This window comes from Pseudoalteromonas sp. BZB3 (assembly GCF_040104455.1).
In the GTDB taxonomy this organism is placed as follows: Bacteria; Pseudomonadota; Gammaproteobacteria; order Enterobacterales; family Alteromonadaceae; genus Pseudoalteromonas.
The window spans coordinates 15,182-41,557 of record NZ_JBECOS010000011.1; the positions used below are offsets into that span (position 1 = coordinate 15,182).

The following is a 26,376-nucleotide window of genomic DNA, read 5'->3' on the forward strand; positions in this document are numbered from 1 at the left end:
TTACTTCTTATTTTCTAATTGTTGTTTTGCGATTTTGAACCGCGTTATTTCTTGTTCTTGTTTTTTCAATGCAGTGTTAGCCACATCAAAATCTACCAGCTCAAAGCGACAAGTTTTAGTTGGCGCTAATTGGCTAAAATGACGTAAGTCTGCTTGGATCACAGAGGCTATAATTGGGTAGCCACCCGTTGTTTGGCAGTCATTGAGCAAAACAATCGGGGTGCCTGTTGGCGGTAATTGAATAACGCCGGGGTGAACACCTTGCGAATCAATGCTTTTTTGGTGCGTTAACAATGAGGAGTGTTCTAAACGGGCACCCATACGATTACTTAAATCGCTGACCGTCCAAGTTTGCGATAAAAGCTGTGCCAAGTAATCCACTGGCAAGATATCACAATGTGGGCCTTTGAGTACTCTTACCACGTTTGTATAGTCAGTAGGCTTTATAGCCAGCTCTGAACAAGGAACACAGCTTTCAGAGAAGGGAATGACATCACCTTTTTGCAAAGCGTTACCCTCGAAACCGCCAAATTTGGATTGGCAGTCGGTACTGCGAGACTTCATTAGATTTGGTACATTGAAACCATTCTCTACACATAAATAGGCGCGTAAAAACTCTGGGTGACTGGCAAATTTAATGATGTCGCGCGCTTTTGCATGATAACGCCATCCAGGGTAGAGGGCTTTTGAATTGAGTTTTGCATTCAGGTTGCCCCCTGTAATGGTAAAATTACATGGCTGAGTAAATTCAAATTCAGCCAGACCAACAGTAATTTCAATACAGGCGGCAGTTTCTTTATTTCCTAGTAGTGCATTGCCTGCTTTCAATGCGATTGGGTCTAGTACGCCAGATTGCGAGACACCTAAATGACGATGCCCGTGACGACCTAAATCTTGAATGCTACTGAAAACGCCGGGTTTGATTACTTTTAGCATCAGCGGTGCTCCTTAGGAATAAATCTCACAACGTCACCGGGTGCTAACAAGCTAGGCGAATCAGCATGAGGGTCAAATAAGGGCTGCTCGCACCTGCCTATAAGGTGCCAACCTCCTGGAGAGCTAGACGGGTAAATAGCAGTAAGAGATTCTGCTATTGCAACACTGAGTGAAGGTACATGCGCTCTTGGCGTGGCTTTTCGAGGCAACCTAAGTTGCTCTGGGAGCGACTCTAAATAACCAAACCCAGGTAAAAAGCCTAAAAATCCGACCAGATACTCTTTCGATGCATGTAACTCGACGACTTGTTTTTGGTTTAAACCGGTAAGCTCAGACACCTCATTTAAGTCAGGGCCGTATTCACCGCCATAGAAGGTATCGATTAGATGTGTCTTCGGTGTGAATGCTTCAGGTTCACATTTTTCCCATAGGGTGATTAGTTGTTCTAACCAATAATCAGCTCGAGTAAAATCATTGAGGTAGAAGGTAATAGATGAGTTGGCTGGAACTATGTCAAAAAAATCATTGGTATTGTTTGCGGTTTGTGCGAGTGCAAAGATTTTTTGTCGTACTTCCTGAGTAATTAATCCGTCAATTGATAGAACTAATGCTTGTTCACTAAGTTGATAGCATTGCACGCAGGTCATGGTTGTTCCGATTATTATATTTATTTTCTTATTGTGTCATAACAGGCAAGTATTGAGTACCTTAGCGATTCATCAATACAAAAAAGCCACATCTATAAATAGATGTGGCTTTTTAGATGAACTGTTTTAACTGCAGCAGTTATTACTGCTTGTTAGTTAAAAGCCAGTTACTTAGCATACGAACACCGTAACCTGTGCCGCCTGCTGGTATTTCATCTTTTGCAGAGTTAGTTAACGCGTTACCCGCGATATCGATGTGTAACCAACGTGTATCACCTGCAAAGTGTTGTAAGAATGATGCTGCCGTTGTTGCACCTGGGCCACCTGAACCAATGTTTGCGATGTCAGCAATTGGTGACTTAAGCATGTCTTTGTAGCCTAATGGTAAACGCCATACTGGCTCGTTTACTTGCTTACCAGCAACAGTGATTTGGTCAACTAGCGTTTGGTCATCTGAGAAGATTGCAGAGTAACGGTTACCTACTGCACGGATCTTAGAACCAGTTAGTGTTGCCACATCGATCATGATCTCTGGCTTGTAGTATTCACGTGCGTACCACATAGCGTCACTTAATACTAAACGTCCTTCAGCGTCAGTGTTTAATACTTCAACACTAATACCTTCCGCTGTGCGAAGTACATCACCCGGTGCGATTGAGTTTTCTGACACCATGTTTGCAGCCATACCCATAACCGCAACTACGTTTACGTCTGCTTTGCTTAGTGCCATTGCTTTAACAGTACCAAGTACCGCTGCAGCACCTGCCATGTCAGATTTCATGCGGTTGATAGATGAACCAGTTTTGATGCTGTAACCACCTGAATCGAATGTAATACCTTTACCAACAAGTGCGATTGGTGTGCTGTTATTACCTTCATAGTGTGCAACTACTAGACGTGAACCGTCTTTAGAGCCACGGCCAACACCTTCAAGTGCGCCCATACCAAGCTCTTTAAGTTTTGCAGGCTCTAAAATAGTTACTTTAACGCCGTATTGCTCAAGCTCTTTTGCTGCTTTTGCGAAATCAACAGGCGTCATTTCAGTTGGTACTTCAGACGTAAGATCACGTGCTAAAAATACACCTTTTTCGATGTTTGCTAGTTGCTGGTACGCTTTCGATGCTGCTTTTTTGTTAGCTACATCGATGTTGTAAGTTACGTTAAATTTGTTTGGCTCTTTTTTATATAGCTCAAACGTGTAATCACGTAAGTTTGCACCGTGTGCAAGTTGTGCTGCAAGGTCAGCGTTGCTCACTGTGCCTTTTACATCTTCAAACGCGATTGTCGCTTTATTTACTTTTTTACCTTCAAGTTTAGCGTGTAAGTTAGCACCAAGCTTAGCCATTTTTGCTGAGTCAAGCTTGTCTTCTTCACCTAAACCAACCACTAAGATGCGGCCGTAATCGCTGTCGATTGGTGCGATTACTTCTAATGTTTTACCGTAAGCACCTTTGAATTCAGCTGTTTTGATAGCGCGATTAATTTGTTTTTTGGTATCTCTATCTAAGAAATCAAATTGTGTCGCTGTTTCGCCTGCTTGGAAAACAACAAGCGCATCACCTTTGCTTAATTTAGAGTTGAAATTGAAGTCTGCTGCAAATGCGCTTGAAGCAGAGACTGCTAAAGCGATTGCACTGATCTGTGAAACAAATTTCATAGTACATTCCTAGATAAATAATTTGTTGGCTTTTTACATTAAATTCGTAAAAAAAGACACTCAATGTCGTTCAATTTACGAGTTTAAACGGTGGATGAAAGTAAATTCACATCCTCAAGGTCATAGTTAATATGTTTCAAGCACATTTTAGGTTAAACAAATGAAAGTAATAATTACGATTTTGTCTACGTTGCTATTTTTTCCTCTATTTTCAAATGCAATGGATAAAGACAATGCAACTTCTCATATTCAAACATTGGTGCTAGGTTCGGGATGTTTCTGGGGGGCTGAAAAAGGCTATGAACAGTTAGAAGGGGTGCTAGACGCTGAGTCTGGTTATGCAGATGGCCGTGGCTTTAAAGCAACCTATAAAGAGATCATCAAACGTAAACGACGTTTTGATGACAATAATTATGCTGAAGTCGTGAAAGTGACTTACAACGCCAATATGCTCAGTACACGTGCATTGCTTGAACATTTTTTTGAAAAGCATGATCCAACACAAGAAAATCGCCAAGGCAATGACATTGGTACTCAGTACCGTTCAATTATTTTGTATAACACACCTGAACAGCTTTCAGTGATCAATGAAGCAAAAACAGAGTTTCAGAACTTATTAAGCAAGGCTGACTATGGAGAAATAAAGACCCAAGTGAAACCACTTGAGCAGTTTTATCGTGCCGAAGAATATCATCAAAATTACATTGCTAAAAACCCAAATGGTTACTGCCCTGATCATTCTACTGGTGTGACGTTTAAGCAAACAAAACCAAATAAAGTTGATAACAGTTCATTGCTGGTGGGCAAGCAAGTGGTGATCATTGATTCTCGCAATTACTGCCCATATTGTGAAAAACTTAAATCTATCGTACTGAACGATTATCAAGGCACCATGCCATTAACTTATCGCTATGCAGATCAACTTGACGGTTTAGTGGTTCGTTCAGCGACTTGGGCAACTCCTACCATTTTATTTTTTGAAAATGGTAAAGAAGTGGCTGGTTTTCAGGGTTATATGACCCGTGAAGACTTTTATCAAGCGCTGGGTGCATTTAAATTAGGTGAGTCAGAAGCCTATGAAGTTGCTTTTCAAAAGGGAACTGACAGACCGTTTTGTAAAGAATACGATTTGTTCAAGAAAACAGGTGAGGGCGTGTTTATTGATAAACTAAGCGGTGCGCCATTGTTTGAAACATCAAAACGGTTCAACTCAGGTACAGGTTGGTTGTCGTTTACTCGTCCTGTAAAAGACAGTGTCACTTACCATGACGACAATAGTTTTGGTATGCAACGAATTGAAATACGTTCTAAATCAAGCGGTATTCATCTAGGTCATGTTTTTAAAGGCGAAGGTCCAAGAGGACAAGATAGATACTGTATTAACGCTACGGTGCTAGAGTTTAAAGAAAAGGTTTAAGCTTGGCTTTAAACTACGACTAATAAATTCAGTGTTATACAGAACATGTTTATGCTAAATGATGCGAAAGTGCACTACTTTTCATTGTTTAGCGTATACTTTAATTGTAGAAGATGCGTAAGTTACGGCATGGTTCTATTCGCAGGTTATTTATTTGTTAAATGGTGTAGTTTTGGACCAAAATTTATTTTTATTAACAGTTCATAGGCAGTTTAATCGTCTTTTGAGCGATTTAGCATTAAGCTCTGACATTGCTCCTTTTCTCAAAGAAGTGATCGGAACAGTAGAACTATTTTTGCCTGGCTGTAAGGTTTCTATTCTAACTTTAAATAAAGAACACAATACACTCCACAGTGGTGCCGAAAATAACCTACCAGACTTCTATAACGATGCCATTGAAGGCGTTAGAATAGGCGAAAATGTGGGAAGTTGTGGCGCAGCAGCATTTTTAAACAAGCCTGTTATTGTTGAAAATATAAATTCGCATGCAAATTGGCAACCTTATTTAGCGCTTACCCGACAAGCTAATCTACATGCATGTTGGTCTATTCCTTTCACTGATTCTCACAAAGAGGTAATGGGGACGTTTGCGATTTATCATCATGAAGCAAAATCTCCGACGGAAGCTGAAATTGAAATTGTACAAGTAGCAGCTCTTATAACATCAGTTGCAATGGAAAAGCTGAAATTAGAAGAGCAATTAATATTTAGTGCGACACATGATGAACTCACTCGTCTCCATAACCGCGCTTTCTTAAACGAAGCTGGTGAAAACTTTTTATCACTTTGCGCCAGAAATGAAATGAATTGCTCTGTGCTATTCATGGATCTAAACAAGTTTAAACGCGTCAACGACGAACTAGGTCACAAAACTGGCGATGAATTACTTGTTCATGTCGCTAAGATAATTCAAAAGCAAACTCGTAAAAGCGATATTTCGGCGAGGTTTGGCGGTGATGAATTTATTATCATTATGGAAAATACATCAGAAGATGATGGCGAATCAGTAGCAAAGAGAATTCACCACGCAATTATTGGCAGCGTTTCTGAAAATATTCTAGCGTTAAATTTTGGGGTGAGTATAGGTATTGCCAAAATGTCTACGTATGAGCAATTATCTCTGAAAAAGTTAATTCATATTGCTGATGAAGCTATGTACTTTGCAAAACAAAATGATCTGGGAGTTTATACAAAAAGGGTGTAAATGCTAGTTTTACTGGAAGTCATTTAGATAGTTGGTACAACCGAGTGGATTCGAACCACCGACCCCTACCATGTCAAGGTAGTGCTCTAACCAACTGAGCTACGGTTGTATAAAAGAATAGTTGGTACAACCGAGTGGATTCGAACCACCGACCCCTACCATGTCAAGGTAGTGCTCTAACCAACTGAGCTACGGTTGTACAATGCTAGGAAGTTCCTAAGCAACGGCGGCTAATATATAGCGCTGAAATAAAATGTTCAAGCGTTGAAGCTAAAATTTTGTTTAATTGCAGTTTTTTTGTTCACAACGGTCTAATGTCACACGCTTTATAATAATTTTGCCACCATATAACGTGCTCTTTGCTTGTTTGTTTTAATTGGTTAAGTAACGAGTTCTTACTTTCAACATCGACTAATTCTGACAATTCAGGATGTGATTGCCACAATTCAAACAACATAAGAGAGGTCTTTTCGAGTAGTCCTGTTAAGTCGGCCTGATATCCCTGAATTTTATTTAAATAAAATTTATTGAAAATCGTATTTAGGATTTGGGCCTCTTTCTTACTTTTCCCTTCTCTACACACAGAATTCATATAATCAAAACCGGAAATCCAAGCAGTAAATTGTTGGTTGTAGGCAATTTGCAACTGGGCACTTGATAAAAGTCGTCTAATAAATCGATTTTGGTGCAGCTTTTCTAACGATGTAGTGATTGACGATGCATCGATAGAGTTGGTTTTTTTGCTGGCTATTTTTTTACGTATATTCAGAAGGTTATCTAACGCTTCTAAAGCACTAGCACTGCTGTATTCATTGCTGTCTGCAGGAAGAAAGTCACTAGTAAGCTGCAATAAACCTTTTAATTCAACTTCATTGAAAAGCATATAATTAAATTCGCTCATTAGGTTTTGCTGCTTTTCTACAGATGCGCTTTTAAGTGTAGCTTTTAGCGACTCATCTTTGGTAAGCGGGTCATTTAGGCAATCATTAGCAAGTTTAATGAACTGAATTTGATACTTTAAACGCTCACTGGCAACTTGCGTTTTACCTAGCTGACTGTTTCTTTTTGCAACTAAATTAGATAGCTTACAGTGCCCCAGTGAACCTAATTCGAGTATAGAAATTTGAAACTGCGATTCAAGCTGAGATACAACTGGCACTTGGATATTTTTTAATACTGGCTTGTCAGGTGCATCTCCTAACACGGTATTTAAACGGGCTTTGTAATCTTCATTTATATCAACAGCGTGCTCAGTACACGCTGATAGAATAAGCAAACAACTAATCAGTAACCATTTTTGCAAGACGAGACCTCACACTAAGTAAGAGTAAAAAGGCGGCAACAGATAAACCAAGGATAATGCCAATCCAAAACCCTTTCGCGCCCATTGGTGCACCCAGCCAATTTGTTTTTGCAAGCACATAGCCCAGCGCGAAGCCAATCAACCAATAAGAGACAAAAGTGATACCCATGATAGGCTGAGTATGTTTAAGGCCTCTGAGTACACCGCTGGCTGCAACTTGAAGGGCATCTGGTAACTGATAAAAACAAGCTAATATGATGATCCCCATTGCTAACTGAGCAACTTGTTCGTTTTGAGTATACAAGTAAGTAACTGGCTCTCTGAATATAAATGTAACGAGTGCGACAAAGAAAGCGATCATTGCCGCTAAACAAAAACTCGTAAAAATGGCCGTTTTAAGTTGTGCGTATGCTTGTTGGCCTGAAAGGTTACCAATACGGATCGCAATGGCCATAGAGAGACTTAAAGGCATCATAAATAACACGGCTGTGACACTCGCGGCAATCTGGTGTCCTGATACCATAATGGCACCTAAATCAGCAATAAACAGTGGAATACATGCAAATAAAGTGACTTCAAAAAAGGTCGCCATTGAAATTGGAAAACCAAGTTTAGTCAGATAAAACATGGATTTAAAGTTAGGTTTTTCAAAGCGGCTTACCAGCCATCGGCCTTTCAGTTTTTTGCTATTGAAACTATAGATAATTTGGCTCAACGCCATCGCACATGCGACTAGACTTGTAGCGACACCACAGCCAGCTGCCCCCATCGCCGGCATGCCTAACTTTCCGTATATAAAAATATAGTTAGCTACTATGTTTACCAACAGCCCGATAATGCTGATATAAAAAGTAACTTTAGTCAGCCCAATGCCTTCTGAAACGTTACGGTAAACGTTAAACAACAAAAATCCTAAAACGCCCCATTTTACATATTCAATATAGGCTTGCGAGGTGTTAATGATTTCAGCTTTCGCACCAAGTTTAGAAAAAATATAAGGGGTAATAAGAGGGAACAGAAAGACCAATGCACTTAATATGGCAACTAAAAATAAGCTTTGTTGAAAGTAGTGTTTTATCCCTTTTTTGTCTTTAGCGCCATGGCAGTGGGCAACCACGCTGGTCAACGCCAATAAGATCCCCTGCAAAGAAAAAATAACCGGGTTTAATACCCCAGTTGCAATCGATAAAGCTGCGAGGTCATTGGCACTAACTTGGCCGGCCATCATGGTGTCTACCACAGACATCAAAACAAGAATGATCTGTGCAAAAAATACAGGTATGGCAAGTTGTAGAAGGCGTTTGGCTTCCCAAAGACTAAATTTCATAAGGTACTACGGTAAAAAACCATAATTCTAATCTGGTTATAAGCTATAAGCTATCAAAAGAGATAAATAACTTAAATGATCGCTTACTGCAGCTATTTCGTTCCTGTATGATTGCCTTATTAAGATAGAGGAGTATTCATGTTTACAGGCATTATTCAAACAAAAGCGAGTGTAATTTCAACAAACCTAAATGGTGGTGTACTTAGACTGGTATTGTCAGTTGGTTCTGAATACTTACAACACCTTAATTTAGGAGCAAGTATTGCAATCAATGGATGTTGTTTAACCGTCGTAAGTTATGAATTAAACCCGCAAGATGTGGTTGGGCAAGCGACTTTTGATGTGATTGAAGAAACGCTGAAGCTCACCAATCTTGGCGAGTTAAAACGTGGTATGTTTGTAAACTTAGAACGCTCGGTAACATTTGGCACTGAACTCGGCGGCCATATCGTTTCAGGTCATATTCACTGTACGGCAGAAATTGAAGATATTGTTGTGAGTGGCAATAACTGCAAAATCTTGCTTGATTTACCTAAAGCGTGGTTGAAGTACATAGTGTATAAGGGCTTTGTATGTATTAATGGTGCAAGCTTGACGGTGGGAGAAATGACTGACACTGGGTTCTGGCTACACTTAATCCCAGAAACCTTGTCGATCACCAACCTTGGACTTGCACAAGTAGGCGATAAACTTAATATTGAGGTTGATCAGCAAACCTACACAATAGTAAATACAGTAGAAAAGTATATGCAAAAGCATATTCAATAATGGTTTATGCGAACAGATCTAAAAGATCTGTTCGTCATCGCTATCTACATGTAGCTCTAATTTATTTTGTGCATAGTCAATATGCATATTCAAGTGAATGGGGTTGCAACACGCAGCACAATCTTCATACATATCTTGATCGCCTTCGCTAGCATCTAAACTGACAAATACATGATGGCCACAATGTGGACAGCTAATACGTTGTTGATATAAAGACTTCATTGAAGCCTCCATAAATCAAAGAATGTAATTTAAATATAGCAGCTGTCATGAGAATTACATTGTTGTTAAAAGATGTATAATTTAAAGCTGTTCAAGTATGTGTTTTATTTTTTCTTTCGATTGATTTATATAATCTCCAGAGAAACGGTTAGCTAACACTAAAAGTGGGTAGAGTTGGTAAATATCTTTCAAGATAGGCGATAAATTTATCGCAGAGATTGACTGATACCCAGCATAAAACTCATCAGGCAATGTAGCGAACAGTTCGGCTGTTGCAATATCAACAAGCTTATCACCGTAATAACAAGCGGGATCAAGCAACATGGGCCTACCATGATAGAAACGAATATTTCCTTTCCAAAAGTGACCATGCAGTAAAGAAGGTGTAATGTGATGAGGGATATGGGGTTTTATGATATGTACAAATTCATCAATATCGACCAGTTTTATTCCTTGCTCTGATAAGAGTTGCAGTTGCCAGCCAAGGCGTTCTTCAGCAAAGAATATGTGCCATTTCTTATGCCACTGATTTGGCTGAGGTTGGTCAATAACGTAGTTATCTTCATCTGAGCCAAACATTTCTTGCTCACACTTTATGTGCATTTTTGCTAAGGTTTGCCCGCATAAATACCAATTATCCTGAGATGTTAAATCTTCTAGAAACTCTAATACGATAAATGCAAACTCTTTTGAGGTGCCCAGTGTTATTGTGTCTGCAATGATGAAATCAGAATCTCTGGTGAGGGTATCTCTGGCGTGCTTCTCGGCTTCGAAAAGTTCAATTTGCTCTATTGGGGCAACTTTGACTAAAAAGCAGTGGTTATCATCAGAAATCTTGTAGTGCTTGAAAGCAGAGTGTGTAGTAATTGCGTGTTTTTGGGTTAATTCAAAAGAGGTATGAATGGCCGCGGAAACTTGTTGTTTGACACATTGCCACATAAGACAGCTCAGCTTTTTCGATTTGAATACTAAAACTATGGTTTAAATTTCAAATAACTCAATAAAAGCAAACAAAAATATCCATGATATTTGTGATTGAATCTGTATTTTGTGCAAAAGCATAGTTACAATCCGTGTCCTTAACATGGGAGGACAAATGAATAAGAGCTACATTACTAACATAATTGCATGTCTACTGGTTTTTATTGGCTATTTTTACCCTCAACCGATTTTATTTTCAGTTGGTATATTTGCTTTGTCTGGTGCAATGACAAACCTTATTGCAATCCATATGTTGTTTGAAAAAGTCCCTTTTTTATATGGCAGCGGTGTTATCACGCTAAAGTTTAAAGAATTTAAAGCATCAATACGCTCGCTCATTCTGGAGCAATTCTTTACCAAAGAAAAAATAGAATCGGTATTAGAAAGTCAAGGTGACGTAGATCTCAAACCTGTTATTGAGAAAGTAGATTTAAGCCCAGCCTTCGATAAGTTAGTCACTGTGATTGAAGGGTCTCAATTTGGTCCGATGCTAGGTATGTTCGGCGGTAAAGAAGCCTTAGAGCCAATGCGTGAGTCATTCACTGAGAAGATGCAAGGGGCGATAATAGAGATTACCGAAGAAGAAAAATTTAAGCACATATTAAAAGACGAACTATTTAGCCATGGTGGCTCAGATAAAATTTTTTCAACCATTGAAAAAGCAGTCGATGGCAGACTTGCAGAGTTAACACCTGTGATGGTGAAAGACATTATTCAAAATATGATAAGAACTCATTTGGGTTGGTTAGTTGTTTGGGGCGGTGTATTTGGCGGGTTGTTCGGTTTAGCCGCTGCGGTTTTAGGTTAGAGAATAGAATGCGTCAAATAAGATAATTTGACGCATTTTGTTTGTAAAGCATATAAATCATACCCGCAGTTATCTTGAACCAGCAACAACCAGTACTTTCTGAGCGCGTTTAGCTGCTAAGTCTCGAATCGTGGTTACAGTATTCAAATCAAGGTTTAGAAATTTAGCACTGTTTTCTAAATCATAAGTTGCGGCAAATTTAGCGACGCTTAAATCATTACAGGTTAACTTGTTTACTAGTAAGTGCTTTTTAATGCGCACATCTTTCATTGTTTGCGAGAGTGTTAGTTTGTCGTCTTTCGCAACTGCCATACATAGTTGAGTGCCAATTGAGTTGTCAGCAGCTGTAAATTCAGTTGCATTTGCATTAGTTGCTACAAATGTTGATGTTACTAGAAGTAAAGTTGCACCTAATGTAGTTAAAGTATTCATCATTTTGCTCCATGTGTTTATGAGATACAGGTTTAGTATCGCCTGTTCTTAAATAGAATGCTGTAAAACAAAATCGACAGAATGTAATGAAATGTGTTTTATATTTCTAGACGTTTAAGTTTATGTTTTATTTGGTTTTTATAGTTCTGAAATGTAAATTAAACACTGAAAAAAATTGTAGATATTTCATTGTTAACAGCCTGTTTTCATAATTTGTACCTTATATTATCTGAAAGTATTTATTTGCAACGGTGAATGGCAAAATGTGTCATTTACGACATACTTTTCGGTAATTCTTACAACTCACTTTTTAAACCTTTTTATATTTAAGCTTGTTATATGGCGTAAAAATGTAATATTTCATCGTAAATCATTGCAGTGACAGTTACACACGTCGTAACCTATTAATGACAAACTAAAATCAACAAACTGAGATAATCTTATGCAAAAATTTGCAATGTCTTCGGTTGTACTTGCACTTGCTGCAGCTTTATCTGGATGTCAGGATAAAGGCCCGCAAAAAGAGTTTGTATCAATCGAAAAAAATCCATATCCGAGTACTTATAAACCAGTATCAAATAAATCAGTGTTAATTACTGATGCGACTGTTCTGACTGGTACGGGTGAGCGTTTAGAAAGTGCTGATGTATATATTGTTGACGGAAAGATTCAACAAGTAGGCAAAGACTTAGCCGTTCAAGCTGATACTACAGTAAATGCAGCTGGTAAATGGGTAACACCAGGTATCATAGATGTTCACTCGCATCTTGGAGCATACCCAAGCCCATCGGTTGAGTCACACCAAGATGGTAATGAAATGATCAGCCCGAACACTGCTGAAGTATGGGTTGAGCACTCGGTATGGCCACAAGATCCTGGTTTCAACCGTGCTCGTGAAGGCGGTATTACTACGTTACAAATCTTACCAGGTTCAGCTAACTTGTTTGGTGGTCGTGCAGTAACACTAAAAAATGTGCCAGCACATACCATGCAGGCAATGAAATTCCCTGATGCACCATACGGTCTAAAAATGGCATGTGGTGAGAACCCGAAACGTGTTTATGGCCGTAAAGGCGTTGCGCCATATACGCGTATGGGTAACATGGCTGGCTACCGTCAAGCTTGGATCGAAGCAACTGAATATAAAGCGGCTTGGGAGCAATATGAAGCTGCTTATAAAGCAGGTTTGAACCCAACAGCCCCTGAGCGTGATATTAAGTACGATACGTTACGTGGTGTATTAGACGGTGAAATTCTGATCCATAACCACTGTTATAAAGCAGAAGAAATGGCGATGATGATCGACCTATCTAAAGAGTTTGGTTATCACGCTGGTACTTTCCACCACGGTATTGAAGCGTATAAAGTCGCTGACTTGCTTGCCGAAAACGGCAACTGTGCGGCGCTTTGGCCAGATTGGTGGGGCTTCAAGATGGAAGCGTATGACATGGTTCAAGAAAACGTGGCTATCGTTGATGCAGTTAAGAACTCATGTGCTGTTGTTCATTCAGATTCAGACACGACAATTCAGCGTCTAAACCAAGAAGCTGCAAAAATCATGTACACAGCGAACCAAAATGGTTTCAACCTAACTGAAGAACATGCAATTAAGTGGATCACTTACAATGCAGCTAAATCACTAGGTGTTGCAGATAAAACAGGTTCACTTGAAGCGGGTAAACAGGCTGATGTTGTAATTTGGGATAAAAATCCGTTCAGCGTATACAGTAAAGCACAAGAAGTTTACGTTGATGGTGCAAAAGTATATGACCGTAACGATGAAAAGTATCAAGCAGTCAGTGACTTTATGCTAGGTCAGCGATAGGAGTAAAGCATGAAAAAGTTTAATTTATCTTTAGTAACGGGTGCTTTACTTGCGAGCTCTACAGTATTTGCACAAGTTACGGCAATTACGAATGCCACAGTTCATACGATGACTGATAAAGGTGTACTTAAAGACGCCACAGTACTAATCGAAGACGGAAAAATCATTGCCATTAACCCATCATCAGTTTCAGCAGACGTAACTATCGATGCGCAAGACAAAATCTTAACGCCGGGTTTCATTGGTTCAATGAATCAAGTGGGATTGGTTGAAGTTGGAGCCGTTTCACGTTCAAACGATGGCTATGACAAGAAAGCGAGTGCAATGTTTGATGCAAGCACAGCATTCAACCCTCGCTCTTCGTTAATTCCTTATGCGCGTAAAGGTGGTCTAACACAAAACGTGGTTGTACCACGTGGTGGTGAGAGCATTTTCTCAGGTTTAAGCTTTGTAACAGACCTTACTGGTGACTTTGAAAGTGTTACAGCTACAGAGACAGCCTTGATTGTGCGTTTAGGTGCAAAGAGCAGTGGTTCTCGTGCAGTGTCTTTAAAGCAGCTAGTTGACAAACTTGAAGGTCAACAAAAGAAATTAGCTAAGAAAGACAAAAAAGAGGATAAGAAAGACGAGCCTAGTAAAGAAGAGCAGGTTTTAACAAAAGTTCTTAAAGGCGAGCTACCTGTTATTACTAAAGTATCTCGTGCATCAGACATTTTAGAGTTGTTAAAGGTTAAAAAGCAGTTTGGCTTAAACCTAGTACTTTGGAATGCTGAAGATGCGCCTTTGGTAAAAACTCAGATCTCTGAAAGCAAAACGCCGGTTATCTTAAGCGCTGTTAGCAATTTACCTAGTGACTTTGATTCGCTTCACGCAAGTCTTGAAACGGCGGGTGAGCTTGAAAAAGCGGGTGTTAAAGTTCTTTTAGCAGTGGGTTCAGACTCAAGCCACAATGTCTATCAGCTACGTTTTGATGCGGGTATTGCTGTTGCAAATGGCATGAGCCATGACGGTGCATTAAAAGCAGTAACAAGCAATATTGCAGATGTATTTGGTCTGAATGCAGGTAAAGTAGCTAAGGGTCAACGCGCTGATTTAGTACTTTGGAGCGCAGATCCATTTGAATTCAGCACAAGTATTGAATCAATGTGGATCAACGGTGAAAAAGTGAATACAAATGATTCACGCCATGACAAGTTACGTGACCGTTACAATACGCCTTCAGATATGCCACGAGCATATACTAAGTAAGGTCTAAAAAATGAGAAAGGGCTGATAATCAGCCCTTTTTTTATAACTAAATTTTGGTTAGATGCTTAAATACACCGTGCAGGTTTTGGTAGACCAGCTATTTTTGTCGCCTGTTTAGCTGGACCTTTTGGAAATAGTTTATATAAATACATACTATTACCTTTATCTTCACCAAGCGCTTTGGCCATGGCTTTCACGAGCATACGGATTGCAGGGCTGGTGTTGTACTCTTCATAAAAGTCTCTGACAAAACGCACAACTTCCCAATGTGCTTCTGATAGCTCGATATTTTCTTCCGCAGCAATAATAGGCGCTAATGATTCGCACCACTGTGTATGGTCAAGTAAGTAACCTTGCTTATCGGTCTCTATTTGGGTGTTATTAAATTCGATCATATTACCAATTTACTGTGTTGTTGGTGGTGATTAGCTCGACCCAAGTTGAGTCGTCAACTAAGTTAACAGCGTCTGAAGTTTCAATATTTCGAAGCTCAACACATGTTTTTAATAAATATATATTCTTCACTTGTAGTGACATAAACGCGTGCCAATCAAAGCAAGCATCACCGGTTAATAAAAGCTGGTTAGCGTCATTTTGTATCAGCTCAATTGTCGTGGCGCTATAGTTACTGAATGGCTTTGAGAAAATATGAACAGTACTCATGATAAAACCACCGTATGATCTTGGTTAGAAATTAGTGATTGTTGCTTTTCTGAAGAGAGTGGGGTGACGTCGATACTTAAATTATCGGAAGTCATCGCATACTTTTTAAGGCTTTCAGCACACACATAGACTTGTTCAACATCATAGATTTCAAGCGTCTTAAGGGTTTTAAAAAAATCTTTTAAACCTGAATTTGAGAGATTATAGCCAGCTTTTAAAGCTAAAACAGCGTCATCTTTAAATAGCCAACTGATGTTTTGCTCAATGGCTGCGAAAATTAAGCACGTATCCAATGATTCGCGAATATGCATTTTATCGAAGGGGGCTTTATTGCTGATGACTAAAATATTCTTCATTTGAATTGCACCCATTTATCAGCTTTTGCTGCCAACATTGAAAACTCAGCCAGACCTGCAACTTTAAAGCTACCCGTGTCATCTATATCAATGCCACGTTTTTCTGCTGCAGTGACGCACAGTAAAATAGGAATGTTTAAAGCATGAAGTGATTGCCAAGTCTCTACGAGAGGGAACTCATCACTAGCGAGTTGAATATTTTGGTTGGCGTGATACACCCCATCTTGGTATAAGAAAATACAATCAATTTGGTGACCAGCTTGTAAAGCAGCATCAACAAATCGTTTTAAAAGGAATACATTGTGGTGATCATCTACACCAGAATGCAGTGACAAGACGAAATTACGCAAATTTTTCTCATAAAAAAAGCCCCATATGGGGCTTATTTTAACAAAACTTATGACTTAGTCATCATTTGACATGCCAAGAAGTTGAAGTAGTGATACAAACAGGTTGTAGATATTAAGGTAAAGACTTACCGTTGCCATTACATAGTTTGTTTCGCCACCGTTAATGATACGGCTTGTATCGAATAAAATCATACCTGACATCAGCAATACAACAGCAGCGTTTATAGCCATAAATGCAACTGAGCTACCAATGAAAAGGTTTACTAGGCTTGAGATTACAACCACGATTAAACCAACAGTTAAAAAGCCGCCCATGAACGAGAAGTCTTTTTTAGTTGTTAACGCGTACGCTGAAAGACCGAAGAAAATCAGTGCAGTAGAACCTAGCGCTTGAGTAATAAGTAGGCCGCCATTCGGCATTGCTGCGTAATGAGCAAGTAGAGGACCTAAACCAAAACCCATAATACCAGTGAAAAGGAATACTAGACCGATTGCTGATGATGAATTGGCTTTTTTCTGAATTACGAAGATCAAACCAAAACCAATCAACGAGCAAACCAGGCCAGTGAAGCGTGGTAATGCCATTGTCATTGAAATAGCGGCAGTCACTGCACTAAATGCCAGTGTCATAGCCAATAGGAAATAAGTATTTTTTAAAACCTTGTTCGTTTCAATTGTCGACATGACCGGTTTAGCGGCGCCGTACGAATGATTGAATGCCATGGTTAAACTCCTTAAATGAAACAAATGTTCCGATAAATGAACTACCTAAGAGTATCAAGTCTTATAAATGTGGGCAAATATAGTTATTCAAATACCCGATCGGTTTTTTTTGGGTCAAACACAATAAAAACCTGACTTCGATATACTGAATGCCCATTTTCGCTGAAATAACGAACGTTGTGTCCTTTTTTTGCTCGGTTAAACAAAAAGTTGAAAAAAAAGCTTCACAACTGCCTCAGCTTTCCCTATTATTCGCCCCGCTGCGGAGAGATGGCTGAGTGGTTGAAAGCACCGGTCTTGAAAACCGGCATACGTTAATAGCGTATCTAGGGTTCAAATCCCTATCTCTCCGCCACTAATTTTGACTTTTTGAACAATCAAAAAGTTCCAACTTCGGAGAGATGGCTGAGTGGTTGAAAGCACCGGTCTTGAAAACCGGCATACGTTAATAGCGTATCTAGGGTTCAAATCCCTATCTCTCCGCCACTTATTCATAGAATAAGTAAGCCGCTAGATTACTAGCGGCTTTTTTTTGCCTTTCACTCTCTCACTTGGCTAGAGCTTAGACTAAAGTCCACTGGTTATTTGTACGTTTTCATACACTCTCTAATTCATACAATAAAAAGAAGGGTGAGATTCAATGAAACAACAACTGGCTAAAAGTGTGGCAATGTCACTACTGGCTCCTGTAATTGTAGGGACAACGTTAGGGGTATACTACGCACTGAGTGTAGAAAGCGGTGGAGCAAAAATGTTTTTTTCTTTGTTGATGAGTGCCATTGCGAATGCGCATATAGTCGGACTTTCAATGGCGTTACTTGTCGTCCCTGGTTATATGCTCATGTATAAATATAATAAAGTTCAATATTCAGGTGTCTTGACTCTAGGGATGCTTGGCGGAGCCTTATTTAGTTTCTTGTTTTCAGCTTCAGCAGATATGGTATTTTTAGTCAATACAGTGATGGCTGCACTTGCTTCGGGTCTTTTTTTATATGGCTTAAGGCGCTTTAATTAACGTACAGCCTGAAAACTAACCAATTAATGCTCTGTTTTTCAGTTTATTAACAGTTTTTCTGCTGAAAAGGTTTTAATTCTTAACGCTAAAGAGTACCTTAAGCATTTGAACATTTTATTTTGATGAGTCGAATGCAAAAAACAGACTTCTATCAATCTTTGGCCAAGCAGGCCGAAGGTTTGATCAGCGACGAAAAAAACGCAATCGCAAACATGGCAAACCTCAGTGCTTTGCTTTTTACATCGTTAGATGACGTTAACTGGTCAGGTTTCTACTTAATTGATACGCCTGACGAGTTAGTGTTAGGGCCTTTCCAAGGTAACCCTGCATGCATCCGTATTCCGGTTGGAAAAGGGGTATGTGGTACTGCAGCACACTCGAAAAGTACACAACTTGTTGAAGATGTGCACGCTTTTGCAGGTCATATCGCCTGTGATGCAGCGTCAAACTCTGAAATTGTTGTACCTGTTTTCAAAAACGGTGAAGTATTTGGCGTATTAGATATTGATAGTCCACTGCATGCTCGCTTTGATTTAGATGACCAAGCAGGTCTTGAACAAATTGTGAAGATTTTTGAGGCCACACTTTAGTGAAAGACCTTTTAAATGTACAAGATTATCTTTTTGCCATTCATGACGTTGGTGATTGGGAAGGAGAAGAAGAACAGGTAGCTGAAACCTTAAATGAACTAATTCATTTTGCATGGGATATGCTACCTGATGATGTAGATTGTGAAACAATCGATAATTTGATTAACGGTATCTGGGAACATCTTCGTGGTGATTTAGCACTGATTGAGGCTGAATTTGAAGAGTTAACAGATTGGGTTACTCACTATATTCATTCATCACTAGATGAACAGGTATAACAAATAGGTTAAACATGGAAACCACAAACAAGCTAAAAGACATTAATGAAGTACTGGAGTTCTTATTTAAAGAATTTCCTAACTGCTTCAAGAAAAAAGACGGTATTAAACCGTTAAAAGTTGGTATTTTTAAAGACGTTGCTGAACGTATTGAAGGTTCAGAAGTTGTAAGTAAAACGCAAGTTCGTCAAGCACTTCGCAAGTACACTTCAAATTGGCGTTATTTAGAAGCCGTAACTAAAAATGAATTCCGCGTAGACCTAGATGGTAATGATGCTGAAAAAGTGGAACAAGAGCACATTGAACACGCTCAAAAAGCACTTGAAGAAAGCCGTGCAAAAATGGCCAAGCGTAAAAAGCCACAGCGTCCTCGTCAACAAGACGGTGACACAAAATCTTACAAAAAGAAACCGCATGGTCAGTCACGTTCTAACGACAAAGGCGCTAGAGTTAACAAGAAGCCTGCAGCTCAACAAGCAAAACGTAGCTCAGGAAAAGTTGAACCTTTGCCAGCTTCTGAAGTCAAGGTTAATAACAAAGTAAAAGTTAAACTTGGTCAGGCCCTTGTTAATGCGACCATTACTGAAGTAAACAAAGACGAAGTTCATGTTGAACTAGTAACTGGTATGCAAGTTAAAACAAAAGCTGACAGCTTATTTATCGTTTAAGGAGTAGTGTATGAGTAAAAAGTTTTCGCTCATTCCCGTTGTCGCTGCACTCATCTCTAGTGCTTCTTTTGCTGCAGTTGATGCTGTTACAGCGAAGGATATTCCCGTATTAAAGCAAGAGGCTCAGCATACAACAGCAAGTAAAAGGGTGACTAACTTATTTACTCGACAGCATTACAAGCGATTTAGTTTCAATGACGCGCTGTCAGAGCAAATTTTTGATAGATATGTTGAGTCTTTAGATTTCAGTAAGTCTATCTTTTTGCAATCTGACATTGCGCGTTTTGAAGCGAAAAAAAAGCAATTTGACGATGCCCTTATGTCAGGCAAACTTGACTTTGCTTATGACTTATTCAACTTAAGCTTACAACGCCGTTTTGAACGCTTTCAATACGCCATCTCGCTGCTAGATAAAGAAATGACTTTTGATAAAGAAGATGCATTTTACTATGACAGAGAAGAAGCTGAGTTTGCTAAAACACAAGACGAATTGAATGAGTATTGGCGTCAACGCGTAAAATCTGATGCGTTACGTTTAAAACTGACAGGCAAAACGTGGCCTGAAATTAAAGAATTACTGACTAAACGTTACAACAATGCGTTAAAACGTTTAAGTCAAACCGACAGTGAAGATGCATTCCAAGTCGTGATGAATGCGTTTGCGCGAAGCATTGAAGCACATACATCCTACTTATCGCCACGCAGAGCTGAACAATTCAAGATGGATATGGATCTTGAGTTAGAAGGCATTGGCGCAGTACTTGGTTATGATGAAGACTACACTGTTATTCGTTCACTTGTGCCTGGTGGTCCGGCAGACAAGTCTGAAAAGATTAAGCCAGATGATAAAATTGTTGGTGTGGCTCAAGAGGGTGAAGAATTTGTCGATGTTATCGGCTGGCGTTTAGATAACGTTGTTGATCTGATCAAAGGTCCCAAAGGCACTAAAGTTCGTCTTCAGTATTTAAAAGGTTCAGATACCCATGGCACGCCTAAAGTGGTTGAAATTGTTCGAGATAAGATCAAGCTAGAAGATAGAGCCGCAAAATCTGACGTTTTTGAAGCAAAATATTCTGATTTAACTTCAAAAATCGGTGTGATTGAGATCCCAAGTTTCTATAACAACTTATCTAAAGACGTTAAGGTCGAACTAACAAAGTTAAAAGAACAAAACGTTGATGGTATTGTGATTGACCTTCGTCAAAATGGCGGTGGTTCATTGTATGAAGCTACGCAATTGACTGGCTTGTTCATCGACCAAGGTCCAGTTGTTCAAATTCATACAGCATACAATCGAGTAGAAGCTCAAAAAGACAGAGACGGCATTACTTTTTATGATGGTCCAATCACTGTACTTGTAGACAGATATAGCGCATCGGCATCAGAAATTTTTGCTGCAGCTATTCAAGATTACGGTCGTGGTATTGTAATTGGTGAGCAAACGTTTGGTAAAGGTACAGTGCAGCAGCACCGACCTCTTGCAAAAAACTATGACTTGTTCAGCAATGCCCTCGGCAGCGTAACTTACACAATTGCGAAGTTTTATCGTATTAACGGCGGTAGCACGCAACATAAAGGTGTCGTACCTGACATTTTATTACCTTCGGCTATCGAACCTGAAGAGTGGGGTGAGAGTCAAGAGGACAATGCGTTGCCTTGGGATAAGATTAAGCAAGCGAAATATAAGAGTTTAGATAACTTAAACCCGCTTGTAACATATTTAAACGAAAAGCATGCATTACGTGTGGCGCAAGAGCCTGAATTTAATTATGTATTGGCAGATATAGCTCGTTATAACGAAGAAAAAGATAAAAACTTTATCTCTTTAGTTGAATCTCAGAGACTAAAAGACAGAGAGGAATCAGAACAGCGTTCATTAGCGAGAACAAATGAAAGATTAAAACGTCTTGGTTTAGAACCAGTGAAAGACTTAGACGATGTGCCCGATGTAATCTCTGAACTTGACCCTTATTTAGAAGAAGCGGCTCTGATCACTCAAGATTTAATCAGATATGGGCGATTAGCTAAGAATAACCTTCAGAATTAAGCGAGAACCTATTCAATAAAGGCGCTTCGGCGCCTTTTTTATTACTCTAAGCAATATGTTTTGTTATTATTGGAATAAGTACGTAATTTTTTCATAAAAGAAGATTACCGTAAGTAAGGCCAGTCTTAAAATAGAGCATTCAATTAAAAAGATTGGTATAGCTTCCACACGAAAAACTGAGCTTTTGCTAAAACACTGAGAAGATGTCAGTGCTTTAGCAAATATTCAATCGTGTAAATGATATAAAAATAAAAACGGCCTTGAGCCTTTTGTATATTAATTAGAGCAAGGTCCACCTTGCCGGGAGAACCCAGTTGAAACAACAAAAGCAAGCATCATTTCTTGATGCATTTATACCAATCTTTGTATTGGTCTGTTTATTAGGCTCTGCAGTGTATCTGTATGGTGATAACTCTTCATCAGGCCCTAATCAAATTGCGCTTCTTTTTGCCACATTTACAGCTGCCCTCGTTGGCTTAAAAAATGGCTACACTTGGCGTTTATTAGAAGAGGCAATGATCAAAGGCATCACCTTATCTTTGGGCGCGATATTAATCCTTCTGATGGTTGGTGCTTTAATTGGCACGTGGTTGCTATCAGGAACTGTCCCGACATTAATCTATTACGGGTTACAAATAATCAGTCCACAATGGTTCTATGCAGCGAGTTGTCTAATTTGTGGGATTGTTGCAATGAGTATCGGTTCTTCGTGGACGACTGCTGCCACCATAGGTGTCGCTTTACTTGGTGTTGCAACAGGTCTTGGTTTAGATCAAGTTGTCACAGCGGGTGCGGTAATCTCAGGCGCATATTTTGGTGATAAATTAAGCCCGCTTTCTGAAACAACGAATTTAGCCCCAGCTGTTGCTGGCAGCGACCTTTTTGAACATATTCAACATATGCTTTGGACGACGGTACCAAGCTTTGTAATTGCGATGATCATCTTTGTCATCATGGGATTCAGCGCAGATGTATCAAGTGATATTGGTCGCATTGATGACATTGTTTCAATTTTAAATGCCAACTTCAATATTAATCCTATGATGTTGGTTCCTTTAATTGTCTTGCTAGTTTTGGCTTATAAAAAAATGCCAGCCTTTCCGGCAATTTCAATCGGTGCAGTGATCGGTGCTGTTTGGGCACTTATTTTTCAATCAGATCTACTAGCCACGCAAGTTGATGTATCTCAAGGGCAATTAGTTGGTTACTTTAAACTCGTTTGGGCGACATTCTATGATGGTTTCGCAATTCAAACAGGTGACAGCACCATGGATGACTTATTAAGTGGTGGCGGTATGGCTGGCATGCTAACAACGACATGGTTGGTCATGACAGCTTTGATGTTCGGTGCCATTATGGAAAAGACAGGCTTACTAGAAGTGTTTGTAAGAAGTATTTTAAGAGTGGCACGCAGTACTGGCTCGTTGATAGCGTCAACGATTGCAACTTGTTTCGGTACGAACTTAATTGCCGCTGATCAATATATCGCCATTGTTGTACCTGGACGTATGTTTAAAGAAGAATATAAAAAACGTGGGTTGAAAAGTGTGAACTTATCAAGAACACTTGAAGATGGTGGTACAATTACCAGCCCATTAATCCCATGGAATACATGTGGTGCGTATATGCAAAGTGTATTAATGATCAATCCACTCGACTACGCAGTCTATGCCTTCTTCAACTTAATTAATCCATTCTTGGCAATAATCTATGCGTACATAGGCATTAAGATTTTAAAAATTGAGCCAAAACAGTTAGACAAAGAACAAGCATAATCCATGCATAATGATTAGCCCTTTTTAAAGGGCTAACTCTTTTAAGGAATTCGATATGCAAAGCCAGCCTCAAGCTAAGTATTTAAAAGATTATCAAGCACCTTCTCACACAGTAACTAATTTTGAGTTAACCGTAGAATTAGATCCAACAGATACCAAGGTAGTCAGCAAAGCACTTTATTCAGCAGCGAAAGCAGTCTCTGAGCTTTGTCTAGATGGTGTTGAATTAAACTTGATCTCGGTTAAAGTGAATGGTCAATTATTTAAAGATTTTGTTCAAACTGAGACATCATTAACGCTCAAGAATCTTCCAAATGAATTCACACTAGAAATTGAGAACACGATTTCTCCTAGTACAAATACATCATTAGAGGGCCTTTATCTTTCAGAAGGTGCTTATTGCACTCAGTGTGAGGCTGAAGGCTTTAGAAAAATCACGTATTTCTTAGATAGACCCGATGTGTTAACTGATTACTTAGTAACAATTATTGCTGATAAAGATATTCCTTACTTGTTATCTAATGGCAATAAAATCGAAGAGGGCACTTGGCCTGACGGACGTCGTTTCACTAAGTGGCAAGATCCACATAAAAAGCCGAGTTATTTATTCGCCCTTGTAGCCGGTGATTTTGATGTTCTTAGAGATAACTTTGTGACCAGAAGCGGTCGTGAAGTTGCGCTTGAGATTTTTGTTGATAAAGGCAATTTAAATAAAACACCTCATGCAATGGCATCGCTAAAAAATGCCATGAGGTGGGATGAAGAACGATTTGACCTAGAGTACGATCTAGATATCTATATGATAGTGGCTGTTGACTTCTTCAATATGGGGGCAATGGAAAATAAAGGATTAAATGTCTTTAACAGTGCTTGCGTTTTGGCAAATCAACAAACAGCAACAGATCGTGACTATCACACAATCGAATCAATTGTTGGCCACGAATATTTCCATAATTGGACGGGTAACCGTGTTACTTGCCGCGATTGGTTTCAGTTGTCTTTAAAAGAAGGTTTGACAGTATTTAGAGATCAAGAGTTCAGTAGTGACCTTGGCTCACGCGCGTTGAATCGAATCGACGCGGTTATGGCGATGAGAACACATCAGTTTGCTGAAGATGCAGGCCCAATGGCTCACCCTATACGTCCAGAAAAAGTGATTGAGATGAATAACTTTTATACTGTGACAGTTTATAACAAGGGGGCAGAAGTCATTCGAATGATGCACACCTTGTTAGGTGAAGCTAATTTTCAAAAAGGCATGAAACTTTATTTTGAACGTCACGATGGCCAAGCTGTTACATGCGATGACTTCGTTGCGGCTATGAGTGATGCCAGTGGAAAATGCTTAGAGCAATTTAAACTTTGGTACCGTCAGTTTGGTACGCCAACGGTTCAAGTCGAAACCTCTTATAATGCTGAGCAACAAACCTTCACATTGAAACTGAATCAGATTCATTCTGAAAATGATCCTGTTTCTGAGCCGCTGCATATTCCTTTTGCAATCGAACTTCTTGATACATCAGGCAATTCAATACCGCTTATTTCTAATGGTAAAGATTTCGATGCTGTTATTGAATTGAAAGAAATGAGTGCCGAGTTTACTTTTGAAAATATTTCATCTAAGCCAACGCCTGTATTACTAGAAAACTTTTCTGCGCCTTGTGTTGTAAACTATGACTACGAGGCTGAAGAGTTGATACATATTCTTAGACATGCTTCTAGTGACTTCACGCGTTGGGAAGCGGCCCAGCGTGCGTTCACTATGGAAATTAAACACGCTGTGAACACAATGTCTGGTAATGATTTAGTGAGTATCTCTGATACATTAATTAAGGCGCTTAAATCAATTTTTACTGAAGAAAACACTGACAAAGCCCTTATCTCTGAACTGATCAAACTACCTAATTTTGACACTGTTAGTGCTGAGTTTTCTCCTGTTCCAATCACTGAGCTGGTTCACATCTACAAACAATTCGAACGTCAAATTGCGACACAATTGCAATCAGAACTGATCGCTGCTTATGAAAGTTGCTCAGACTCTGGTGAAATAATTGCTAATGCGGTTGCAGCCAGGAGCTTAAAAGCAACGGCACTGTATTATTTGGCACTTATTGAAAATGATGAGGTAACTGATTGGTTACTTGTAAATAGCCAGCAAGACAATATGACACTCAAATTGTCTGCGCTTAAAGCGGTAAAAAATGCCGATCATAAAATTACTGAACAGTTAATTTCACAATTCGATGCGCAATGGCGACATGATGCTTTAGTCATGGATAAATGGTTTGCACTTCAAGCGACTACAGATAATGATGGCGCGATTGACTTAATAAAGTCTTTATATGATCACCCTTGTTTCGATAAATCAAATCCAAACCGAGTGCGAGCTTTAGTTGGTCAATTTGCGCGCAGTAATCCTGCTCAATTCCATCGTATTGATGGAAAGGGCTATGAACTACTTGCAGATTTATTAATTGAGCTAAATGCAATTAACCCACAGAATGCCTCGAGAATGGTGACGCCGTTTATGTCATGGAAACGTTATGACAGCACCCGTCAGCAATTAATACAGGCTCAGTTACAGCGTATTGCAAGCATTGATAACTTGAGTGATGACTTATTTGAAAAAGTGGATAAGGCATTAAACGCATAAATGATAGAGTACTATTTTTATTTATCTTTAAGCTATGACGAATGCATGGCTTACTATCGAGGCGATTACGAGTTTGTTCAAGTAATCGAAGATGGTGGTAAAAGCATTCGTTTTCCCGCTACACATATTAGACGTTTTGTCAGCACCCTAGGCATAAGGGGGCGGTTTAGACTTTGTCTCACAGACGAAAATAGCTTTATTTCTCTTGATAAAGTGTCTTAAAAACAAAAATTGTATTGTTATTAATAACTTCAAATTTCGGCTGAATAACAATCGATAATTTAGAATAAAATATTAATAGTTTATTGTTCAGCGCATTAAATCGTCATAATTTTGAGAATAGGATTTGTTATAAAGCAGAATTACGTGTTATAAATTATCTGGTAAGACGTCTTACCAAGGGTAAAGTCGTGTCCAGAACAAAAAAATAGTAACTTTTGGTTTAGTGAATTTGAGTTTTTGTACGTTCACTTCTAATGTTAC

At 39.2% G+C, this 26,376-nt stretch carries 27 protein-coding genes and 4 tRNA genes; 16 read left to right on the top strand and 15 right to left on the bottom strand.

Annotated features, from left to right (window positions below):
* The 3 genes from ABMY35_RS12425 to ABMY35_RS12435 form a co-directional block, all read right to left on the bottom strand.
* On the bottom strand, positions 1-936 hold the full coding sequence (locus ABMY35_RS12425; RefSeq protein ID WP_349286488.1) for a biotin-dependent carboxyltransferase family protein: 936 nt from the start codon (positions 934-936) through the stop codon (positions 1-3).
* A complete protein-coding gene (gene pxpB, locus ABMY35_RS12430; RefSeq protein WP_349286489.1) occupies positions 936-1,583 on the bottom strand; it encodes a 5-oxoprolinase subunit PxpB in 648 nt (215 codons plus the stop codon). The genes ABMY35_RS12425 and pxpB overlap by 1 nt, the downstream gene beginning before the upstream one ends.
* Before the next feature lie 142 nt (positions 1,584-1,725).
* Complete coding sequence (locus ABMY35_RS12435; RefSeq protein ID WP_349286490.1) at positions 1,726-3,240, bottom strand: leucyl aminopeptidase; 1,515 nt, start codon at positions 3,238-3,240, stop codon at positions 1,726-1,728.
* 220 nt (positions 3,241-3,460) lie between these two features.
* Here ABMY35_RS12435 and msrA point away from each other — a divergent pair, with 220 nt between their 5' ends.
* Together msrA and ABMY35_RS12445 are read left to right on the top strand one after the other, a co-directional pair.
* The gene (msrA, locus tag ABMY35_RS12440; RefSeq protein WP_349286686.1) at positions 3,461-4,657 is read left to right on the top strand and encodes a peptide-methionine (S)-S-oxide reductase MsrA; all 1,197 of its coding nucleotides are present in this window, start codon (positions 3,461-3,463) and stop codon (positions 4,655-4,657) included.
* 172 nt (positions 4,658-4,829) lie between these two features.
* Positions 4,830-5,861 carry a sensor domain-containing diguanylate cyclase gene (locus tag ABMY35_RS12445; RefSeq protein ID WP_349286491.1) on the top strand — a complete coding sequence of 344 codons (1,032 nt, stop codon included), beginning with the start codon at positions 4,830-4,832 and terminating at the stop codon, positions 5,859-5,861.
* Between the two features lie 32 nt (positions 5,862-5,893).
* Here the strand turns inward: ABMY35_RS12445 and ABMY35_RS12450 are convergent.
* The 4 genes from ABMY35_RS12450 to ABMY35_RS12465 all read right to left on the bottom strand — a co-directional run bounded on the left by ABMY35_RS12450 (position 5,894) and on the right by ABMY35_RS12465 (position 8,491).
* Positions 5,894-5,970 (bottom strand) — tRNA-Val (locus ABMY35_RS12450).
* A gap of 13 nt (positions 5,971-5,983) precedes the next feature.
* A tRNA-Val gene (locus ABMY35_RS12455) sits at positions 5,984-6,060 on the bottom strand.
* 102 nt (positions 6,061-6,162) lie between these two features.
* Complete coding sequence (locus ABMY35_RS12460; protein WP_349286492.1) at positions 6,163-7,164, bottom strand: DUF3080 family protein; 1,002 nt, start codon at positions 7,162-7,164, stop codon at positions 6,163-6,165.
* On the bottom strand, positions 7,142-8,491 hold the full coding sequence (locus tag ABMY35_RS12465) for an MATE family efflux transporter (protein WP_349286493.1): 1,350 nt from the start codon (positions 8,489-8,491) through the stop codon (positions 7,142-7,144). The genes ABMY35_RS12460 and ABMY35_RS12465 overlap by 23 nt, the downstream gene beginning before the upstream one ends.
* A 138-nt stretch (positions 8,492-8,629) precedes the next feature.
* On the opposite strand from ABMY35_RS12465, the gene ABMY35_RS12470 reads away from it, so the two are divergent.
* Positions 8,630-9,259, top strand: a complete 630-nt coding sequence (locus ABMY35_RS12470; RefSeq protein ID WP_349286494.1) for a riboflavin synthase subunit alpha — start codon at positions 8,630-8,632, stop codon at positions 9,257-9,259.
* 18 nt (positions 9,260-9,277) lie between these two features.
* Here the strand turns inward: ABMY35_RS12470 and ABMY35_RS12475 are convergent, their stop codons facing one another.
* Positions 9,278-9,481, bottom strand: a complete 204-nt coding sequence (locus ABMY35_RS12475) for a CPXCG motif-containing cysteine-rich protein (RefSeq protein ID WP_138478534.1) — start codon at positions 9,479-9,481, stop codon at positions 9,278-9,280.
* An 81-nt stretch (positions 9,482-9,562) separates the two neighbouring features.
* Positions 9,563-10,420: a fructosamine kinase family protein gene (locus tag ABMY35_RS12480; RefSeq protein WP_349286495.1), complete on the bottom strand. Its 858-nt coding sequence runs from the start codon at positions 10,418-10,420 to the stop codon at positions 9,563-9,565.
* A 157-nt stretch (positions 10,421-10,577) separates the two neighbouring features.
* Between ABMY35_RS12480 and ABMY35_RS12485 the strand changes: the two genes are divergently transcribed.
* Positions 10,578-11,270, top strand: a complete 693-nt coding sequence (locus ABMY35_RS12485; protein WP_349286496.1) for a DUF445 domain-containing protein — start codon at positions 10,578-10,580, stop codon at positions 11,268-11,270.
* Between the two features lie 69 nt (positions 11,271-11,339).
* Here the strand turns inward: ABMY35_RS12485 and ABMY35_RS12490 are convergent, their stop codons facing one another.
* On the bottom strand, positions 11,340-11,705 hold the full coding sequence (locus ABMY35_RS12490) for a DUF3718 domain-containing protein (protein WP_349286497.1): 366 nt from the start codon (positions 11,703-11,705) through the stop codon (positions 11,340-11,342).
* A 439-nt stretch (positions 11,706-12,144) separates the two neighbouring features.
* Here ABMY35_RS12490 and ABMY35_RS12495 point away from each other — a divergent pair, with 439 nt between their 5' ends.
* Positions 12,145-13,527 (top strand): amidohydrolase, encoded by a 1,383-nt coding sequence (locus ABMY35_RS12495; protein ID WP_349286498.1) that lies wholly within the window; start codon positions 12,145-12,147, stop codon positions 13,525-13,527.
* A gap of 9 nt (positions 13,528-13,536) precedes the next feature.
* Positions 13,537-14,775 carry an amidohydrolase family protein gene (locus tag ABMY35_RS12500; RefSeq protein ID WP_349286499.1) on the top strand — a complete coding sequence of 413 codons (1,239 nt, stop codon included), beginning with the start codon at positions 13,537-13,539 and terminating at the stop codon, positions 14,773-14,775.
* Between the two features lie 65 nt (positions 14,776-14,840).
* Here the strand turns inward: ABMY35_RS12500 and ABMY35_RS12505 are convergent, their stop codons facing one another.
* The 5 genes from ABMY35_RS12505 to ABMY35_RS12525 are packed head-to-tail and all read right to left on the bottom strand — an operon-like array spanning position 14,841 to position 16,867.
* Complete coding sequence (locus ABMY35_RS12505) at positions 14,841-15,170, bottom strand: TusE/DsrC/DsvC family sulfur relay protein (RefSeq protein ID WP_349286500.1); 330 nt, start codon at positions 15,168-15,170, stop codon at positions 14,841-14,843.
* Position 15,171: 1 nt separating this feature from the next.
* Positions 15,172-15,438, bottom strand: a complete 267-nt coding sequence (locus tag ABMY35_RS12510; protein ID WP_349286501.1) for a hypothetical protein — start codon at positions 15,436-15,438, stop codon at positions 15,172-15,174.
* The gene (gene tusC, locus ABMY35_RS12515; protein WP_349286502.1) at positions 15,435-15,794 is read right to left on the bottom strand and encodes a sulfurtransferase complex subunit TusC; all 360 of its coding nucleotides are present in this window, start codon (positions 15,792-15,794) and stop codon (positions 15,435-15,437) included. Before tusC ends, ABMY35_RS12510 begins: the two co-directional genes overlap by 4 nt.
* Positions 15,791-16,144, bottom strand: a complete 354-nt coding sequence (gene tusD, locus ABMY35_RS12520) for a sulfurtransferase complex subunit TusD (RefSeq protein WP_349286503.1) — start codon at positions 16,142-16,144, stop codon at positions 15,791-15,793. Before tusD ends, tusC begins: the two co-directional genes overlap by 4 nt.
* Positions 16,145-16,198: 54 nt before the next feature.
* Complete coding sequence (locus ABMY35_RS12525; RefSeq protein WP_058029962.1) at positions 16,199-16,867, bottom strand: Bax inhibitor-1/YccA family protein; 669 nt, start codon at positions 16,865-16,867, stop codon at positions 16,199-16,201.
* 264 nt (positions 16,868-17,131) lie between these two features.
* Between ABMY35_RS12525 and ABMY35_RS12530 the strand changes: the two genes are divergently transcribed.
* From ABMY35_RS12530 to ABMY35_RS12575, 10 genes are all read left to right on the top strand, one after another.
* Positions 17,132-17,222 (top strand) — tRNA-Ser (locus ABMY35_RS12530).
* 40 nt (positions 17,223-17,262) lie between these two features.
* Positions 17,263-17,353, top strand: a tRNA-Ser gene (locus ABMY35_RS12535).
* A gap of 154 nt (positions 17,354-17,507) precedes the next feature.
* Positions 17,508-17,882, top strand: a complete 375-nt coding sequence (locus ABMY35_RS12540) for a hypothetical protein (RefSeq protein WP_349286504.1) — start codon at positions 17,508-17,510, stop codon at positions 17,880-17,882.
* 131 nt (positions 17,883-18,013) lie between these two features.
* The gene (locus ABMY35_RS12545; RefSeq protein ID WP_349286505.1) at positions 18,014-18,472 is read left to right on the top strand and encodes a GAF domain-containing protein; all 459 of its coding nucleotides are present in this window, start codon (positions 18,014-18,016) and stop codon (positions 18,470-18,472) included.
* On the top strand, positions 18,472-18,750 hold the full coding sequence (locus ABMY35_RS12550; RefSeq protein ID WP_349286506.1) for a hypothetical protein: 279 nt from the start codon (positions 18,472-18,474) through the stop codon (positions 18,748-18,750). Before ABMY35_RS12545 ends, ABMY35_RS12550 begins: the two co-directional genes overlap by 1 nt.
* Positions 18,751-18,764: 14 nt before the next feature.
* Complete coding sequence (gene proQ / locus ABMY35_RS12555; protein WP_138478556.1) at positions 18,765-19,418, top strand: RNA chaperone ProQ; 654 nt, start codon at positions 18,765-18,767, stop codon at positions 19,416-19,418.
* A 10-nt stretch (positions 19,419-19,428) separates the two neighbouring features.
* Entirely contained in the window at positions 19,429-21,465 is a 2,037-nt protein-coding gene (gene prc / locus ABMY35_RS12560) for a carboxy terminal-processing peptidase (RefSeq protein WP_349286507.1), read from the top strand.
* A 314-nt stretch (positions 21,466-21,779) separates the two neighbouring features.
* Positions 21,780-23,240, top strand: coding sequence for a Na+/H+ antiporter NhaC (gene nhaC / locus ABMY35_RS12565; protein ID WP_349286508.1), 1,461 nt, complete (start codon positions 21,780-21,782; stop codon positions 23,238-23,240).
* A gap of 55 nt (positions 23,241-23,295) precedes the next feature.
* Positions 23,296-25,893, top strand: a complete 2,598-nt coding sequence (gene pepN / locus ABMY35_RS12570; RefSeq protein WP_349286509.1) for an aminopeptidase N — start codon at positions 23,296-23,298, stop codon at positions 25,891-25,893.
* Complete coding sequence (locus ABMY35_RS12575; protein ID WP_349286510.1) at positions 25,894-26,115, top strand: DUF2835 family protein; 222 nt, start codon at positions 25,894-25,896, stop codon at positions 26,113-26,115.
* Positions 26,116-26,376: the final 261 nt, after the last annotated feature.

Coding starts and splice junctions, on each gene's coding strand:
- ABMY35_RS12425 (WP_349286488.1), bottom strand. CDS start 936: ATGCTAAAAGTAATCAAACCCGGCGTTTTCAGTAGCATTCAAGATTTA.
- pxpB (WP_349286489.1), bottom strand. CDS start 1,583: ATGACCTGCGTGCAATGCTATCAACTTAGTGAACAAGCATTAGTTCTA.
- ABMY35_RS12435 (WP_349286490.1), bottom strand. CDS start 3,240: ATGAAATTTGTTTCACAGATCAGTGCAATCGCTTTAGCAGTCTCTGCT.
- msrA (WP_349286686.1), top strand. CDS start 3,461: ATGGATAAAGACAATGCAACTTCTCATATTCAAACATTGGTGCTAGGT.
- ABMY35_RS12465 (WP_349286493.1), bottom strand. CDS start 8,491: ATGAAATTTAGTCTTTGGGAAGCCAAACGCCTTCTACAACTTGCCATA.
- ABMY35_RS12470 (WP_349286494.1), top strand. CDS start 8,630: ATGTTTACAGGCATTATTCAAACAAAAGCGAGTGTAATTTCAACAAAC.
- ABMY35_RS12475 (WP_138478534.1), bottom strand. CDS start 9,481: ATGAAGTCTTTATATCAACAACGTATTAGCTGTCCACATTGTGGCCAT.
- ABMY35_RS12480 (WP_349286495.1), bottom strand. CDS start 10,420: ATGTGGCAATGTGTCAAACAACAAGTTTCCGCGGCCATTCATACCTCT.
- ABMY35_RS12485 (WP_349286496.1), top strand. CDS start 10,578: ATGAATAAGAGCTACATTACTAACATAATTGCATGTCTACTGGTTTTT.
- ABMY35_RS12490 (WP_349286497.1), bottom strand. CDS start 11,705: ATGATGAATACTTTAACTACATTAGGTGCAACTTTACTTCTAGTAACA.
- ABMY35_RS12495 (WP_349286498.1), top strand. CDS start 12,145: ATGCAAAAATTTGCAATGTCTTCGGTTGTACTTGCACTTGCTGCAGCT.
- ABMY35_RS12500 (WP_349286499.1), top strand. CDS start 13,537: ATGAAAAAGTTTAATTTATCTTTAGTAACGGGTGCTTTACTTGCGAGC.
- ABMY35_RS12505 (WP_349286500.1), bottom strand. CDS start 15,170: ATGATCGAATTTAATAACACCCAAATAGAGACCGATAAGCAAGGTTAC.
- ABMY35_RS12510 (WP_349286501.1), bottom strand. CDS start 15,438: ATGAGTACTGTTCATATTTTCTCAAAGCCATTCAGTAACTATAGCGCC.
- tusC (WP_349286502.1), bottom strand. CDS start 15,794: ATGAAGAATATTTTAGTCATCAGCAATAAAGCCCCCTTCGATAAAATG.
- ABMY35_RS12525 (WP_058029962.1), bottom strand. CDS start 16,867: ATGGCATTCAATCATTCGTACGGCGCCGCTAAACCGGTCATGTCGACA.
- ABMY35_RS12540 (WP_349286504.1), top strand. CDS start 17,508: ATGAAACAACAACTGGCTAAAAGTGTGGCAATGTCACTACTGGCTCCT.
- ABMY35_RS12545 (WP_349286505.1), top strand. CDS start 18,014: ATGCAAAAAACAGACTTCTATCAATCTTTGGCCAAGCAGGCCGAAGGT.
- proQ (WP_138478556.1), top strand. CDS start 18,765: ATGGAAACCACAAACAAGCTAAAAGACATTAATGAAGTACTGGAGTTC.
- prc (WP_349286507.1), top strand. CDS start 19,429: ATGAGTAAAAAGTTTTCGCTCATTCCCGTTGTCGCTGCACTCATCTCT.
- pepN (WP_349286509.1), top strand. CDS start 23,296: ATGCAAAGCCAGCCTCAAGCTAAGTATTTAAAAGATTATCAAGCACCT.
- ABMY35_RS12575 (WP_349286510.1), top strand. CDS start 25,894: ATGATAGAGTACTATTTTTATTTATCTTTAAGCTATGACGAATGCATG.